14 protein-coding genes are annotated in these 12,971 nt (G+C 67.3%); 8 read left to right on the top strand and 6 right to left on the bottom strand.

The window, feature by feature from the left end:
- Positions 1 to 350 precede the first annotated feature (350 nt).
- The 5 genes from AB4Y92_RS16530 to AB4Y92_RS16550 form a co-directional block, all read right to left on the bottom strand.
- On the bottom strand, positions 351 to 1,544 hold the full coding sequence (locus AB4Y92_RS16530; protein ID WP_441820642.1) for an efflux RND transporter periplasmic adaptor subunit: 1,194 nt from the start codon (positions 1,542 to 1,544) through the stop codon (positions 351 to 353).
- The gene (locus tag AB4Y92_RS16535; protein WP_441820643.1) at positions 1,541 to 3,055 is read right to left on the bottom strand and encodes an efflux transporter outer membrane subunit; all 1,515 of its coding nucleotides are present in this window, start codon (positions 3,053 to 3,055) and stop codon (positions 1,541 to 1,543) included. The genes AB4Y92_RS16530 and AB4Y92_RS16535 overlap by 4 nt, the downstream gene beginning before the upstream one ends.
- Before the next feature lie 3 nt (positions 3,056 to 3,058).
- Positions 3,059 to 3,517: a MarR family winged helix-turn-helix transcriptional regulator gene (locus AB4Y92_RS16540; protein WP_441820644.1), complete on the bottom strand. Its 459-nt coding sequence runs from the start codon at positions 3,515 to 3,517 to the stop codon at positions 3,059 to 3,061.
- Between the two features lie 123 nt (positions 3,518 to 3,640).
- Positions 3,641 to 4,306, bottom strand: coding sequence for a CPBP family intramembrane glutamic endopeptidase (locus AB4Y92_RS16545; protein ID WP_441820645.1), 666 nt, complete (start codon positions 4,304 to 4,306; stop codon positions 3,641 to 3,643).
- Positions 4,307 to 4,334: 28 nt separating this feature from the next.
- Positions 4,335 to 5,126 carry a cytochrome C assembly family protein gene (locus AB4Y92_RS16550; protein WP_441820646.1) on the bottom strand — a complete coding sequence of 264 codons (792 nt, stop codon included), beginning with the start codon at positions 5,124 to 5,126 and terminating at the stop codon, positions 4,335 to 4,337.
- A gap of 169 nt (positions 5,127 to 5,295) precedes the next feature.
- On the opposite strand from AB4Y92_RS16550, the gene ffh reads away from it, so the two are divergent.
- From ffh to AB4Y92_RS16590, 8 genes are all read left to right on the top strand, one after another.
- Positions 5,296 to 6,663: a signal recognition particle protein gene (gene ffh / locus AB4Y92_RS16555; protein WP_215056879.1), complete on the top strand. Its 1,368-nt coding sequence runs from the start codon at positions 5,296 to 5,298 to the stop codon at positions 6,661 to 6,663.
- Between the two features lie 759 nt (positions 6,664 to 7,422).
- Entirely contained in the window at positions 7,423 to 7,680 is a 258-nt protein-coding gene (rpsP, locus tag AB4Y92_RS16560; protein WP_057943483.1) for a 30S ribosomal protein S16, read from the top strand.
- 59 nt (positions 7,681 to 7,739) lie between these two features.
- Positions 7,740 to 8,255 carry a ribosome maturation factor RimM gene (rimM, locus tag AB4Y92_RS16565; RefSeq protein ID WP_215056878.1) on the top strand — a complete coding sequence of 172 codons (516 nt, stop codon included), beginning with the start codon at positions 7,740 to 7,742 and terminating at the stop codon, positions 8,253 to 8,255.
- Positions 8,256 to 8,317: 62 nt separating this feature from the next.
- Positions 8,318 to 8,560, top strand: coding sequence for a hypothetical protein (locus tag AB4Y92_RS16570; RefSeq protein ID WP_441820647.1), 243 nt, complete (start codon positions 8,318 to 8,320; stop codon positions 8,558 to 8,560).
- Positions 8,561 to 8,626: 66 nt separating this feature from the next.
- On the top strand, positions 8,627 to 9,451 hold the full coding sequence (gene trmD / locus AB4Y92_RS16575) for a tRNA (guanosine(37)-N1)-methyltransferase TrmD (RefSeq protein ID WP_441820648.1): 825 nt from the start codon (positions 8,627 to 8,629) through the stop codon (positions 9,449 to 9,451).
- A gap of 135 nt (positions 9,452 to 9,586) precedes the next feature.
- Complete coding sequence (gene rplS, locus AB4Y92_RS16580; RefSeq protein ID WP_215056876.1) at positions 9,587 to 9,988, top strand: 50S ribosomal protein L19; 402 nt, start codon at positions 9,587 to 9,589, stop codon at positions 9,986 to 9,988.
- A 393-nt stretch (positions 9,989 to 10,381) separates the two neighbouring features.
- Complete coding sequence (locus tag AB4Y92_RS16585; RefSeq protein ID WP_441820649.1) at positions 10,382 to 10,747, top strand: hypothetical protein; 366 nt, start codon at positions 10,382 to 10,384, stop codon at positions 10,745 to 10,747.
- Positions 10,748 to 10,792: 45 nt separating this feature from the next.
- A complete protein-coding gene (locus tag AB4Y92_RS16590) occupies positions 10,793 to 11,101 on the top strand; it encodes a hypothetical protein (RefSeq protein WP_441820650.1) in 309 nt (102 codons plus the stop codon).
- A gap of 31 nt (positions 11,102 to 11,132) precedes the next feature.
- Here the strand turns inward: AB4Y92_RS16590 and AB4Y92_RS16595 are convergent, their stop codons facing one another.
- Positions 11,133 to 12,677 carry an MATE family efflux transporter gene (locus tag AB4Y92_RS16595; RefSeq protein WP_441820651.1) on the bottom strand — a complete coding sequence of 515 codons (1,545 nt, stop codon included), beginning with the start codon at positions 12,675 to 12,677 and terminating at the stop codon, positions 11,133 to 11,135.
- Between the last annotated feature and the right edge of the window lie 294 nt (positions 12,678 to 12,971).

The raw sequence follows: 12,971 nt of genomic DNA on the forward strand, positions 1-12,971 counted from the left end.
AGCCGCGCGCGGGCGCGGGACCAAGAGCGGAGGTGAGGCCTTCCTGTGTCCGTCATTCCGGCCAAGGCCGGAATGACGGCTTCGGAGCTCGCGCGGCATCGTTGGGGGAGCTCGAGGCAGCGCGCATGGCGCGCCGGCTTCGAAACGATGCGTTGCGAACGACAGACGAAGAACGACGTGGGGGAGGCGCTTCGTCTTTGCTGCGGGGCGAAACTTCTAAACGGTTTTGCGGGTGAGGCTCGGCGTTTGTGGGAGGGGCTTGCGTCCCGACGCCCTTCGGTCAGATCGCGGTGTCGCAGCGAACGGCGTCGGGATTGAAGTCCCTGCTGACCCGCTCCGACACGCACCGATCAACCGTGCTGCATGCCCGGCAAGTTCTCGCGAACGATCTTCTCGATCATCGCGTCGGCATCGTGCAACTGCTTGGCATAGGCGTCGGTGCTCAGCACGCCCTTGGCCGGCGGCGCGCCGGCGAGCACGGCGCCGTTCTGGTCGCGGATGGCGACATCGACGTGCATGCTCAGGCCCAGGCGCAGCGGATGATCGGCCAGTTGCTTGGGTTCGATCTCGATGCGCACCGGCACGCGCTGGATGATCTTGATCCAGTTGCCGCTGGCGTTCTGCGCCGGCAACAGCGAGAACGCGCTGCCGGTGCCCAGGCCGAGACTGACCAGCTTGCCCTGATAGCTCACGTCCGAGCCGTACAGATCCGAATGCAGTTCCACCGGCTGGCCGATGTGCATCTTGGCCAGTTGGGTTTCCTTGAAGTTGGCTTCGACCCAGACCTGATCCAGCGGAATGATCGTCATCAGCGCGCTGCCCGGCTGCACGCGCTGGCCGAGCTGCACGCTGCGCTTGCCGACATAACCGCTGACCGGCGCGAGGATAGCCGAGCGCTGCAGATTCAAATACGCCTGACGCAGTTGCGCGGCGGCCGCGGCGACTTGCGGCTGCTTGGCGACGGTGGTCGCATCGACCAGTGCGCGGTTGCGCGCCAACGAGCCGCGCGAGGACGACATCGCCGCTTCGGCCGAGGCCAGCTCATCGCGCGCATGCGCCAGTTCTTCCGCCGAGACCGCGCCGCCGGCGACCAGTCCCTCGCGACGCTTCACGTCGGCGCGGGCCTTCTGCACCGCGACTTCGCGCGCCGACAGGTCGGCCTGGCCGGCATCGACCGCGCTGAACAAGCCGCGCACCTGTCGCACGGTGTTGGCCAGATTGGCCGTGGCCTGATCGTAGGCGACCTGCGCATCGTTGGGATCGAGCTGCACCAGCACCTGGCCGGCACTGACCTTCATGCCGTCGTCGGCGCCGATGCTGACCACAGTGCCCTGGACTTGCGGAGTGATGTTGACGACGTTGCCCTGCACGTAGGCATCGTCGGTGTCCTGATGCCAGCGCAACACCAGCAGGTAATACGCGGTCCATGCGATCGCGGCGACCACCACCACGGTCAGCAGGATCAACAAGGCCTTGCGGCGATTGTTCTTCGGCGCCGGCGCGGCGGCGGCCGCGGCGGCTTGGGGATTGACTTCGGTAGTCATGGCGTGGGGGCCTTGGCGATAACGTTGCTATTGGAAGATTCGTTGGGAACGGTGGAGGCGACCGGGTCGGGCGAGCTCAGTTCGAGTCCGCCGCCGAGCGCGCGATCCAGGTCGATCTGCGTGGCCAGCCGCTGCGCGCGCAGGCCGGCGAGCTGCTGATCGAGTTGTAGCAGCGGGCGCTGCGCCGACAGCACGTCGAGCTGCGTGCCCAGGCCGGCGCGGTAACGGGTGCTGGCGATCTGCCAGGCCTGCTGCGCGGCATCGCGCGCCTGTTGCGCCGACACCAGTTGGCCGTCGAGCGAACGCGAGGCCTGCAGGGCGTCGGCGACTTCGCGCAGCGCGCCGACCAGATTCTGGTTGTAGTTGGCGACGGCGAGGTCGTACTCGGCGTCGGTTTCGGCCAGCTGGTTGCGCAGGCGGCCGCCGTCGAAGATCGGCATGCTGATCGCCGGGCCGCCTTGCAGCAGCTTGGCGTCGCTGGAGAACAGATCCGACAGATGGCCGCTGCCCAGGCCGATGATCGCGCTGAGGTTCACGGTCGGATAGAAGTCGGCCTTGGCCGCCTTGATTCCGTGCGAACTGGCTTCCACGCGCCAGCGCGCGGCGACCACGTCGGGGCGATGGCCCAGCAGTTCGCTCGGCAGCACCGCCGGCACCGCCGGCGGCTTGGCCGCGAGCAGGGTCGGGCGGGCGATGTCCAGGCCGCGATCCGGGCCCTTGCCGAGCAGCGCGGCCAGCGCGTTGCGGGCGGCGTCGATCTGCTGCTGCGCCGCCTGCATCTGCTGGTCGGCGCTGGCGCTCGCGCTCTGCGCGTTGCGGATCTGCAATTGGTTGTCCAGGCCGGCCTTGACGCGCTGCTGGCCCAGGCCGAGCAGGCGCTCGGAGCGTTGCTTCTCCGAGCTCGCCACGTCCAGCGCTTCGAAGGACTGCGCCAGCGACACATAGGCGCGGGCGATGTTCGACGACAAGGTCAGGCGCGCGGCCTGCGCTTCGACTTCGGCGGCGCGCGCTTGGCCCAGCGCGGCCTGCCAGCGGGCGCGCTTGCCGCCCCACAGGTCCGGGCTGTACTTGAATTGCAGCATCAGCACGTGCGCGCCGAGGTATTTGCCGCCGATCGGTTCCGGCGCCAGCGTCTCGGGCAGTTCCACGCCGGAGTACTGCGCCGAGCCGCCGACGGTGGGCTTGCGCGCGGCATCGGCCAGACCGGCCTGGGCGATGGCCTGGCGCACGCGCGCATCGGCGGCGTCCAGGTTCGGCGTGCCGGTCAGGGCTTCATCGATCAAGCCGTTGAGTTGCGCATCGCCCAGCGCCGTCCACCAATCGCGCTTGGGAAATTCCGCCGCCGACACGTCGGCGAGGCTGCGCTTGGCTTGCAGGCTGTCGGCGTCGAGCGCGTGGCCGGCGGGCTGCAGGCCGTGGGTGCTGGCGCAGCCGGCGAGGATCAGCGCGGCGGCGAGGGGAGTAAGCACGTAAAGCAGCCCGCGGCGCGGGCGAGTGTCGAGACGTGACATGGCTCAGGAACCGGAGAGAGTGAGGTTGTCGCGAACCTGTTCGAGCAGGCGGTACAGCTGTTCGCGGTCGGAATCGCTGAGGCCGGCCATGGCGCGCTCGCGCACGCGCTTGCCGCACTGGTCGATGTCTTCCCAGATCGCCGTACCGGCTTCGGTCAGGTGGATGTTGAGGGCGCGGCGATCGTCGGGATCGGCCACGCGCATGACGAATCCGCGGCTTTCCAGCTTGTCGAGCAGGCGGGTCATGGCGCCGGGATTGAGCTGGGCCGCGCGCGCCAGTTCGGTGACCCCGGCGGTGCCGATCGCCAGCTCCTTGAGGGTGATGAACTGGCTAAAGGTCAGATCGTGGCCGGCCTGCGCCAGCTCGCGTTCCATCTGGGCCCACATGGCGTCGCGCACCTGGCGGAACAGCAGGCCGAGGTTCGAAGTCGAGCAGGGCTGGTTGGGGGTCGGGGTCGTCATGGCGCGGAATAATCTGCGCCCGCGCAATAGTTGTCAAGGCAAATATTGATCCGGCAAGGGCCTATTCAGGCAAGTGCCAGGGAGGTGTGGAATCCGTGTAGACCGGGCCCGCGCCGGGACCGTTCAGCCGGCCGCGGCCAGGGCCCAGACGTCCAGCAGAACATGCGCCAGCACCAGCGGCCACAGCCGGCCGGTGCGCGCGTACAGCCAGGCGTAGGCCAGGCCCATCGGCACGATCGAGATCACCCCGGCGCTGCCCTGGTACAGGTGATAGGCGATGCGGATCGCGGTGCTGAGGTGGATCGCCGCCCACATCGAGCGCTTGTCGCGCAGGGCGGTGATCAGATAGCCGCAGACCAGGGCTTCCTCATACAAGCCGTTGACCAGCGAGGTGGACAGCATCACCGGCCAGCTCAGGTCGCCGTCGATCGGCACCGATTGCTCGACGCTGGGAAGGTTGAAACCCAGGCCGATCACCAGCGCCTGCAGCAGCCAGAACATCAGCGCGGTGGCGATGGTCAGCACCAGCCCCGCCCCGAGATCGCGCCAGCCCGGCGCCGGGCCGAGCCGGCCCGGGGTCCAGCCGCGCAGGGCCAGGATCACTGCGATTACCGCCAGGATCGGCACTTCCACCATCAGCAGCCCGACTAGGCCGGCGTTGCTGATCGGCGCCGGCGGCTGCCCGGACAGCGCCGCGCTCAGGCTGTAGTAGATCGGCCAGCCGAATCCCAGCGCCAGCACCAATGCGAACTCGCCGCGGTCCGATAGCGATCTGATCCAGCCGTCCATGCGCCGCGGCGCTCCTTGAAGAAGTCGCTCAGACCCGTTTGAGGATCACTTCCAGCACGAACTTGCTGCCGAAGAAGGCCAGGATCAGCAAAGCCATCGCGCCCAGGGTCCAGCGCACCGCGACCACCCCGCGCCAGCCGTAGCGCCAGCGGCCCAGCAGCAGGCCGCCGAAGGCCAGCCACGACAGCACGCTGAGCACGGTCTTGTGCATCAGGTGCTGGGCCAGCAGGTTCTCCACGAACAGCACGCCGGTCAGCAAGGTCGCGGTCAGTAGGACGAAACCGACCGCGATGGTGCGGAACAACAGGCTTTCCAGCTCCACCAGCGGCGGCAGCGCGCGCAGCCAGCCGTGGAACTCGCGCCGGCGCAGCGCGCCTTCCTGCACCCACAGCATCAGCGCGAACAAGGCCGCGACCGCCAGCGTGGCGTAGGCCAGCAGCGCCATCCAGGCGTGCAGCTGCAGGCGCCAGTCCAGCGGCTCGGGATGCTGGACGTGGCCGTACAGTTGGTAGCCGACCAGCATCAGCGCCGACAGCGGAAACACCACCACGCCCAGTGCGGCCATGCGCCCGGAGGCGCCGACGATCGCGGTCAGCACCGACATGCCCAGCCCGACCAGCGACAGGGCGGCGAAGAAATGCAGGTCGGCGCCGCCGGCGTTGCGCCAGGCCAGGAAGTGCGCGGCGCCGTGCAGCAGCACCGCCAGATTGGCCGGCGCCAGCCACAGCCGCGCGCTGCGGCCGCGGTCCTGGCGCACGGCCGAAACCAGCAATCCGGTCGCGGTCAGATAGAGAACGACGGCGATGAGAACGATTGTCATCGACAGAGTGTCGCATGAGCAGTGAGTTCAGAGGAGTGAGAAGTGAGTAAAGGCTTGGGCCGAGGGCCTGTGTTCCTGCTCATTCCTCACTCCTGCGCACTCGTTCCTCGCCCCAACGCCCCGCCGGCTATACTTGCCGCCCCTGTCGTTCCGCGATCACGACCACGCCATGTTCGAATCACTGACCCAACGCCTCTCCGGCACCATCGAGCGCCTGCGCGGCCGCGGCCGTCTGACCGAGGAAAACATCCGCGAGTCGATGCGCGAAGTGCGCATCGCCCTGCTCGAAGCCGACGTCGCGCTGCCGGTGGTGCAGGCGCTGATCGAACGCATCAAGGTGCGCGCGGTCGGCCAGGAAGTGCTCAAGTCGCTGACTCCGGGCCAGGCCCTGATCAAGGTCGTGCGCGACGAGCTGACCACGGTCATGGGCTCGCAGGCCGCCGACCTGAACCTCAACGTGCCGGCGCCGGCGGTGATCCTGCTCGCCGGCCTGCAGGGCGCGGGCAAGACCACCACGGTCGGCAAGCTCGCCAAGCACCTGAAGGAACGGCGCAAGAAGAAGGTGATGGTGGTCTCGGCCGACGTCTATCGTCCGGCCGCGATCGAGCAGCTCAAGCAACTCGCGCAGCAGGTCGATGTGCTGTTCTTCGCCTCCGACGCCTCGCAAAAGCCGGTGGACATCGTCCGCGCCGCGATCGCCGATGCGAAGAAGTCCTACGTCGATGTGCTGCTGGTCGATACCGCCGGCCGTCTGGCCATCGACGAAGCGATGATGGCCGAGATCAAGGCGCTGCATGCCGCGGTCGCGCCGGTGGAAACCTTGTTCGTGGTCGATTCGATGACCGGCCAGGACGCGGCGACCACCGCCAAGGCCTTCAGCGAAGCGCTGCCGCTGACCGGCGTGGTGCTGACCAAGACCGACGGCGACGCCCGCGGCGGCGCCGCCTTGTCGGTGCGTTACGTCACCGGCCGCCCGATCAAGTTCATCGGCGTGGGCGAAAAGCCCGACGGCCTGGACGTGTTCCATCCCGACCGCGTCGCCAGCCGCATCCTCGACATGGGCGACGTGTTGTCGCTGGTCGAGCAGGTCGAGCAGCAGGTCGATAAGGACAAGGCGCAGAAGCTCGCCGAGAAGGTCGCCAAGGGCAAGAAGTTCGACCTCAACGACATGAAGGACCAGCTCGAACAGATGCAGAACATGGGCGGCCTGCACGGCCTCATGGACAAGCTGCCGGGCATGGGCCAGATCCCCGAGTCGGTGAAGAACCAGGTCACCGGCAAGGAAGTGCCGCGCATGGTCGCGATCATCAACTCGATGACCAAGAAAGAGCGCCGCAACCCGGGCCTGCTCAACGGCTCGCGCCGCGCGCGCATCGCCAAGGGTTCGGGCCTGACCCCGGCCGACGTCAACAAGCTGATGAAGCAGTATCAGCAGATGGAGAAGATGATGAGCAAGCTCTCCGGCGGCGGCATGAAGGGCTTGATGCGCGGCATGAAGGGCATGATGGGCGGACGCGGCGGCATGCCGTTCCGTTGATCGCGCCGAAGGCGCTGCGAATCCGAACGGCGGCCGATGGCCGCCGTTTTTCGTTATGGGGTTGGTATCGCGCGCCTCGTTTGCATCTACGTCGGCCTCTGCCGTCATCCCCGCGAAGGCGGGGATCCAGAGACTTCAGAGTCTTGCCTCGATAAAGCCCTGGGTTCCCGCCTGCGCGGGAACGACGGTATGTGGGTTGTGCGGCAGATCTCCGAACCGGCGACAGATCCCCCCAAGCCGTCATCCCCGCGAACGCGGGGATCCAGAGACTTTAAAGCCATGCCTCGATAAAGCCCTGGGTTCCCGCCTGCGCGGGAACGACGGTAGGTGGGGTGCGCGGCGGGTCTCCCGAACCGGCGACAGATCCCCCCAAGCCGTCATCCCCGCGAACGCGGGGATCCAGAGACTTTAGAGCCATGCCTCGATAAAGCCCTGGGTTCCCGCCTGCGCGGGAACGACGGTAGGGCGGGTTGCGCGGCGAATCCCCCAAATCGTCATCCCCGCGAACGCGGGGATCCAGTGACTTGAGCGCCATGCCTCAGTGCAGGAGTAAGTAGCGGAGACGGCAGACCAGCCGTACCAGGGCCGAGGAGAGCCCCTCGAGGGGCGAAATCCAGGCCGGGCAGGGCTTTCCGAGCCGCAGCAGCGGCCCCGGCAGAGCCCCCGAACCCACCCGGGTTTGCTCAAGCCACGGAATCGGTTAAACTTTTCGGCTTACCCCGTCATTCCGACGGCTGGGCAACACAGGAAAAAGACCCCATGGTCAAGATTCGACTGACCCGCGGCGGCGCCAAGAAGCGTCCGTTCTACCACATCATCGTCACCGACAGCCGCAGCGCCCGCGACGGCCGCAACATCGAGCGCGTCGGTTTCTACAACCCGGTCGCCGCCGGCGCCGAGAAGCGCGTCGAGCTCGACCTGGAACGCGTCAAGCACTGGGTCGGCCAGGGCGCTCAGCTGACCGACAAGGTCGCCGATCTGTACAAGCAGGCCGTCAAGGCCGCTCCGGCCGCCTGAGCCGGTGGGCCGCGCGCCGCTCCCCACGGGGCGAGCCGCGCGGCCTTTCCATCGCACCTATGAGCGATAATTCGCGCCGCATCCTGCTGGGCAGGGTGCTTGGCGCCTTCGGTATTCGTGGCGAAGCCAAGCTCGAGTCCTGGACCGAGCCGCGCGCGGCGATTTTCCGCTACCAGCCCTGGATCGTGCGCGACCCGCAGGGCCGCGAGCGCGAGCTGTCGGGCGTGCGCGGCCGCCAGAGCGGCAAGTTCCTGATCGCCACCTTCCCCGATGTCGCCGACCGCGACACCGTCGAAGCCATGCGCGGCACCGAAATCTACGTCCCGCGCGCGGTGCTGCCGCCGCCCAAGGACGGCGAGTACTACTGGGTCGATCTGGAAGGCCTGCGCGTGGCTACCACCGAAGGCGTTAGCCTCGGCACCGTCTCGCACCTGTTCGCCACCGGCGCCAACGACGTGCTGGTCGCCCGCGACGACGAGCGCGAGCGCATGATTCCGTTCGTGATTCCGCAGTACGTGCTGTCGGTCGATTTCGAGGCCAACCTCGTGACGGTCGATTGGGATCCGGATTTTTAAGCGCGTTCGTCCGATCCCGGCGCGACTGCGTCCGCTTTCACCGGATACTCCGTGAGGTCGACATGCGCGTCGCAATGGCCGGCAATACCCTGGCGCCCGCTTATTCAGCGCTGTTGAAGAAAGGCTATACGGTCGAGCGGCATCCCGAGTTGCCGGACTGCTGCCTGGCCAGTAAGAACGGATATTCGTTTCTTGCCGATAATCCGGTGGAACTGTTGGGCTTGATCGCGATGATCGAAATGCGCGGCGAAGCTTGGCAGGCGTCCGATCAGGAAGTGAACGATTTTCTCCAGCATTTGGCTTGAGCCCGGTTTCGCGCAAGCATTCGCCGCCCGGTTCAGTCCGCTCAATTCAACGGTTCCAGCCGACTCATGCGTATCGACCTAATCAGCCTGTTCCCCGAATTCGTCGCGCAATGCGCGGCGTTCGGCGTGGTCGGGCGCGCGGGCGAGCGCGGGCTGCTGTCGCTGTACGGCTGGAATCCGCGCGATTACGCCGAAGGCAATTACCGCCGCGTCGATGAGCGTCCGTTCGGCGGCGGCCCGGGCATGGTCATGCTGATCGAACCGCTGCGCGCGGCGATCCGCGCCGCGCGCGCGGCCGATCCGGCGCCGGCGCGGGTGATCTACATGAGCCCGCAAGGCGCGCGGCTGGATCAGGCCAAGGTCCGCGAGCTGGCGGGTCACGAACGCATGATCCTGCTGTGCGGCCGCTACGAAGGCGTCGATGAGCGGCTGATCCAGGCCGAGGTCGATGAGGAAATCTCGATCGGCGATTACGTGCTGTCCGGCGGCGAACTGGCCGCTGCGGTGATCGTGGACGCGGTGGCGCGGCTGCAGGAAGGCGCGCTCGGCGACGCCGAATCGGCGGTGCAGGACAGTTTCGAGGACGGCCTGCTGGACTGCCCGCATTACACCCGTCCGGTCGAACACGAACTGGGCTCGGTGCCGGCGGTGCTGATGTCGGGCAACCACGCCCACATCGCCAAGTGGCGCCGGCAGCAGTCGCTGGGCCGGACCTGGCAGCGCCGGCCGGACCTGCTGGACGAGGCCGCCCTGTCCAAGGCCGACCGCAAATTGCTGGACGCCTACCGGGCCGAACTGACCGCCGGCCAGGCCGGGCAGGGCGATCAGGCCGCCCCGGAAACCGTTTCCAGCGCCGATCCGGCCTCCGGATCGGGCAAAACCCCCGGGTAAAAGCCTCCAGGGCCTAGCCACGCCGGGAAAAAGCTCGTTATAATTAGTCGCTTAGCTGTACCCCTTTGCTGTACCGATGCCATGACGCGGGTCCACGTGCACTCGCGCAACAACTAATCCAACAGGCCGTAAACCATGAACAAGCCCTCTATCCACACCCTGCTGCAGAATTTCGAAGCCGAGCAGATCACCCGCAAGCTTCCCGACTTCGGCCCCGGCGACACCGTCGTGGTCAACGTGAAGGTCAAGGAAGGCAACCGTGAGCGCGTCCAGGCCTATGAAGGCGTGGTCATCGCGATCAAGAACGGCGGCCTGAACTCCTCGTTCACCGTGCGCAAGATCTCGCACGGCTTCGGCGTCGAGCGCGTCTTCCAGACCCACAGCGCGATCATCGATTCGGTCGACGTCAAGCGCCGCGGTAAGGTCCGCTCCGGCAAGCTGTACTACCTGCGCGGCCTGGAAGGCAAGAAGGCGCGCATCAAGGAAGACCTGGCCGCTTACGCGCGCGCAAAGAGCGCCGCCGCCGCCGCCGAGTAATCCCCGCGTCGCGCGCAAGACGCGCATCGCAACGAACGGCCGCCGCAAGGCGGCCGTTTGCGTTTGCGGACGCGTTAGCTTCGATGTCGTCACGCGGCACGCGATGGTTCCATGGAGACACCGCGCGCCGCCGCCATCGCTTCGCCGGGCGCGCGACGACAGCCGGCGATCGGCCCGGCCGAGCATGGGCGATGCCAACGCACGCTCCGTCGATGAAACACCGCGTCGCGGCCGGCCCTCGGCGGCGACCGCGTATCCCCCGATATGGCCGTAATGGCCCTGTCGATTGGCCGGACCGGCGCTGTGCGCCGCGCCCGGTTCGCGCTAGATTCGTGCAGGATTCGCGACGCGGCCCGGCCGCGTTCGAAGTCGCCCCCGCGGCAGGAGAGCAACGTGAACCCCGGTTTGTCCGAAGGCGATATCTGTACCTATTTGCGCAGCGATGGCAGCTGGGGATTCTTCTGGGTCCAGCGCATCGATGCCTTGCCCGACGGCCGCGACGCCATGTCGCTGCGCAAGTTCGACACCCACACCAGCGAGGAAGTGTTGCTGGAGCACGCCGCCGACGTGGCCGAACTCAAGACCGTGCGCCTGCTCGGCCATTTCCCGATCGTCGGCACGCGCGTGGCCGAAGCCGCGCCGCGCGTGATCGGCCGGATGCCGGTGCGTGAGGAAGACCTCGAAGGCTACCGGATCTGGCGCGAAGCCTTCGACAAGGGCGAGGCCGGGGTGTTCACGCTGGCGCTGGAAGAAATCTAGTTTCGCTTAAACACATCCGCGGTCGCCGCGCTCATCGCAGGAGCCATGATCATTCCCGCGGACGAAATCCTGGAAGAACTGCGTGATGCGTTGCGGGCGGCGTGTCAGCCGACCAGCGCCGAGCGCATCGTGCGCGGCCGCGAACGCGTGCACGCATTGCCGCGCGCGCAGGTGTTGGCGAATCTGGAAGCGGTCGCGGCGCAAGTGCTGGACCTGTCGGATTACTGGGAATACCGGCGCTTGCTGGAACTGGCCGCGAGCCTGGATGCGGCGCTGACGCAGCGCCTGGTCGCGCTCGGCCTGGATCACGCGGACACCGACGTGAAGGAAGCGGCGCAGGATTTCCGCGCTTAGTCGCAAGCGACGCGGCGCGCGCGGCCGCGACTCAACCCGGCGCTTTTTCGCTCAACTCATCGTCCAGATCGCGCGGCCCGGGTCCGCGCGATTGTTCCTCCGGCGACATATCCGCCACCGGCGCCGGCGGTTGCGCCGGCACTTCGGCCGGCATCGCGATGCTCTGCGTCGCCACCGGCGCGGCCACGCGTTCGGGCGCTGCCATCATGCGCGCGCGGCGCCAGCCGCCCCAGCGGTAGTACGCCATCGACATCAGCATCGAGCACAACGCGCTGACCGGGAAGCTCCACCACAGCGCATCCATGCCGATCACCGGCTGCAGCAAGGTCGCGAACGGCACGCGGATGCCCCACAGCGCGAAGCCCAGGATCAGCAGCGGCGGTACCACCGCGCCGGTCGCGCGGACCACGCCGGAAATCACGAAGGTCACGCCGAAGAACAGGAACGACCACACCGCGATGTGGTTCAGATGGCGGGCGATCTCGAACGAAGCGCTGCCCTCGGGCAGGAACAGCGCCAGCGTGTAACGGTCGAACAGAATCAGCGGCGCGATCAGCGCGCCGGTCATCAGGAAATTGAACAAGGTGCCGGTGCGTGCGGTCGCGCCGACCCGGTCCCAGCGTCCGGCGCCGACGCTTTGCGCGGCGATCGACGAACACGCCGCGCCGATCGCCATCGCCGGCATCTGCACGTAGGTCCACAACTGCAGCGCGGCGCCATAACCGGCCGCGGTGGTGGTGCCGTGGGCGTTGACTAGGCTGATCATCGCGATCATCGCCAGCGAGATCAGCACCATCTGCAGCCCCATCGGCACGCCCTTGACGATCAGCGCGCGCAGCACGCTCAGGTCGATCTTGAGCAGGTGCGCGTCCTTGCGGCCCAGCCACAGCACGTGGCGCTTGCGCCGCAGGTGCAGCAGCATCGCCGCCAGGCTCAGGCCCTGGGCGAAGAAGGTGGACATGGCCGAGCCGGCGATGCCGAACGCCGGCACCGGGCCCCAGCCGAAGATCAGCAGCGGATTGAGGACGATGTCGAGCGCCACCGACATCAGCAGGAAGCGGAACGGTGTGCGCGAATCGCCGGCGCCGCGCAGCGCCGCGGAGATGAAGGCGAAGGCGTAGATGAAGGGCATCGACAGGAAGATCACTTGCAGGTACTGCTCGGCCAGCGGCAACGCCGGCGCCGGCGTGCCCATCGCGCCCAGCACTTTGTCGGCCATGAACCAGCCCAGGCAGGCGATCACCGCCGACAGACTGATGAAGAACGTGGCGCTGGTGCCCATGATCTTGCGCGCCCGCGCGGTGTCGCGCGCGCCGATGGCCTGTCCGATCAGGATCGTCGCGGCCATGCCGATGCCGAACATCGAGCCGATCAGGAAGAACATGATGTTGTTGGCGTTGGCCGTCGCGGTCAGCGCCGCTTCGCCGAGGTAGCGGCCGACCCAGATCGAATTGATCGAGCCGTTGAGCGATTGCGCGGCGTTGCCGGCCATGATCGGCAACGCGAAGGAGATCATGGTGCGGCCGATCGGGCCTTCGGTGAGCAGATGGCTGCCGCGAGGGGAACTGGAGGCCATGGCGGGGTCCGGGCGGGGATGGCGCAGTATGCCGTCACCGCGGGTTAGCGGACCGTGGGCGGGGTGTGTGCGGTTTGGCGGGAGTGGTGGGGTCGCGCGAAGAGCAAATCCCCCGCGCTGTTGGTTTGCCGCGGCTTCGCGGTTGCGCCGGGCGCTCGCCCCCTTTTTTAAAGGGGGCAATGTCTAACGCATGACCGGAATATAAAAACGAAACCACCTGGCCATTCGCGACCACACACCCAGACGAATCAGTTCCCCCCTTTGAAAAAGGGGGGCTAGGGGGGATTCGCTCTT

Origin of the sequence: Lysobacter sp. TAB13, from assembly GCF_052113885.1 — a bacterium.
Taxonomy (GTDB): domain Bacteria; phylum Pseudomonadota; class Gammaproteobacteria; order Xanthomonadales; family Xanthomonadaceae; genus Lysobacter; species Lysobacter gummosus.

Excerpts from the sequence above, each read along its gene's own strand:
- AB4Y92_RS16590 (WP_441820650.1), top strand. The coding sequence starts at position 10,793 with ATGATCATTCCCGCGGACGAAATCCTGGAAGAACTGCGTGATGCGTTG.
- rimM (WP_215056878.1), top strand. The coding sequence starts at position 7,740 with ATGAGCGATAATTCGCGCCGCATCCTGCTGGGCAGGGTGCTTGGCGCC.
- trmD (WP_441820648.1), top strand. The coding sequence starts at position 8,627 with ATGCGTATCGACCTAATCAGCCTGTTCCCCGAATTCGTCGCGCAATGC.
- rpsP (WP_057943483.1), top strand. The coding sequence starts at position 7,423 with ATGGTCAAGATTCGACTGACCCGCGGCGGCGCCAAGAAGCGTCCGTTC.
- AB4Y92_RS16540 (WP_441820644.1), bottom strand. The coding sequence starts at position 3,517 with ATGACGACCCCGACCCCCAACCAGCCCTGCTCGACTTCGAACCTCGGC.
- AB4Y92_RS16570 (WP_441820647.1), top strand. The coding sequence starts at position 8,318 with ATGCGCGTCGCAATGGCCGGCAATACCCTGGCGCCCGCTTATTCAGCG.
- AB4Y92_RS16535 (WP_441820643.1), bottom strand. The coding sequence starts at position 3,055 with ATGTCACGTCTCGACACTCGCCCGCGCCGCGGGCTGCTTTACGTGCTT.
- AB4Y92_RS16550 (WP_441820646.1), bottom strand. The coding sequence starts at position 5,126 with ATGACAATCGTTCTCATCGCCGTCGTTCTCTATCTGACCGCGACCGGA.
- AB4Y92_RS16595 (WP_441820651.1), bottom strand. The coding sequence starts at position 12,677 with ATGGCCTCCAGTTCCCCTCGCGGCAGCCATCTGCTCACCGAAGGCCCG.
- ffh (WP_215056879.1), top strand. The coding sequence starts at position 5,296 with ATGTTCGAATCACTGACCCAACGCCTCTCCGGCACCATCGAGCGCCTG.
- rplS (WP_215056876.1), top strand. The coding sequence starts at position 9,587 with ATGAACAAGCCCTCTATCCACACCCTGCTGCAGAATTTCGAAGCCGAG.
- AB4Y92_RS16530 (WP_441820642.1), bottom strand. The coding sequence starts at position 1,544 with ATGACTACCGAAGTCAATCCCCAAGCCGCCGCGGCCGCCGCCGCGCCG.
- AB4Y92_RS16545 (WP_441820645.1), bottom strand. The coding sequence starts at position 4,306 with ATGGACGGCTGGATCAGATCGCTATCGGACCGCGGCGAGTTCGCATTG.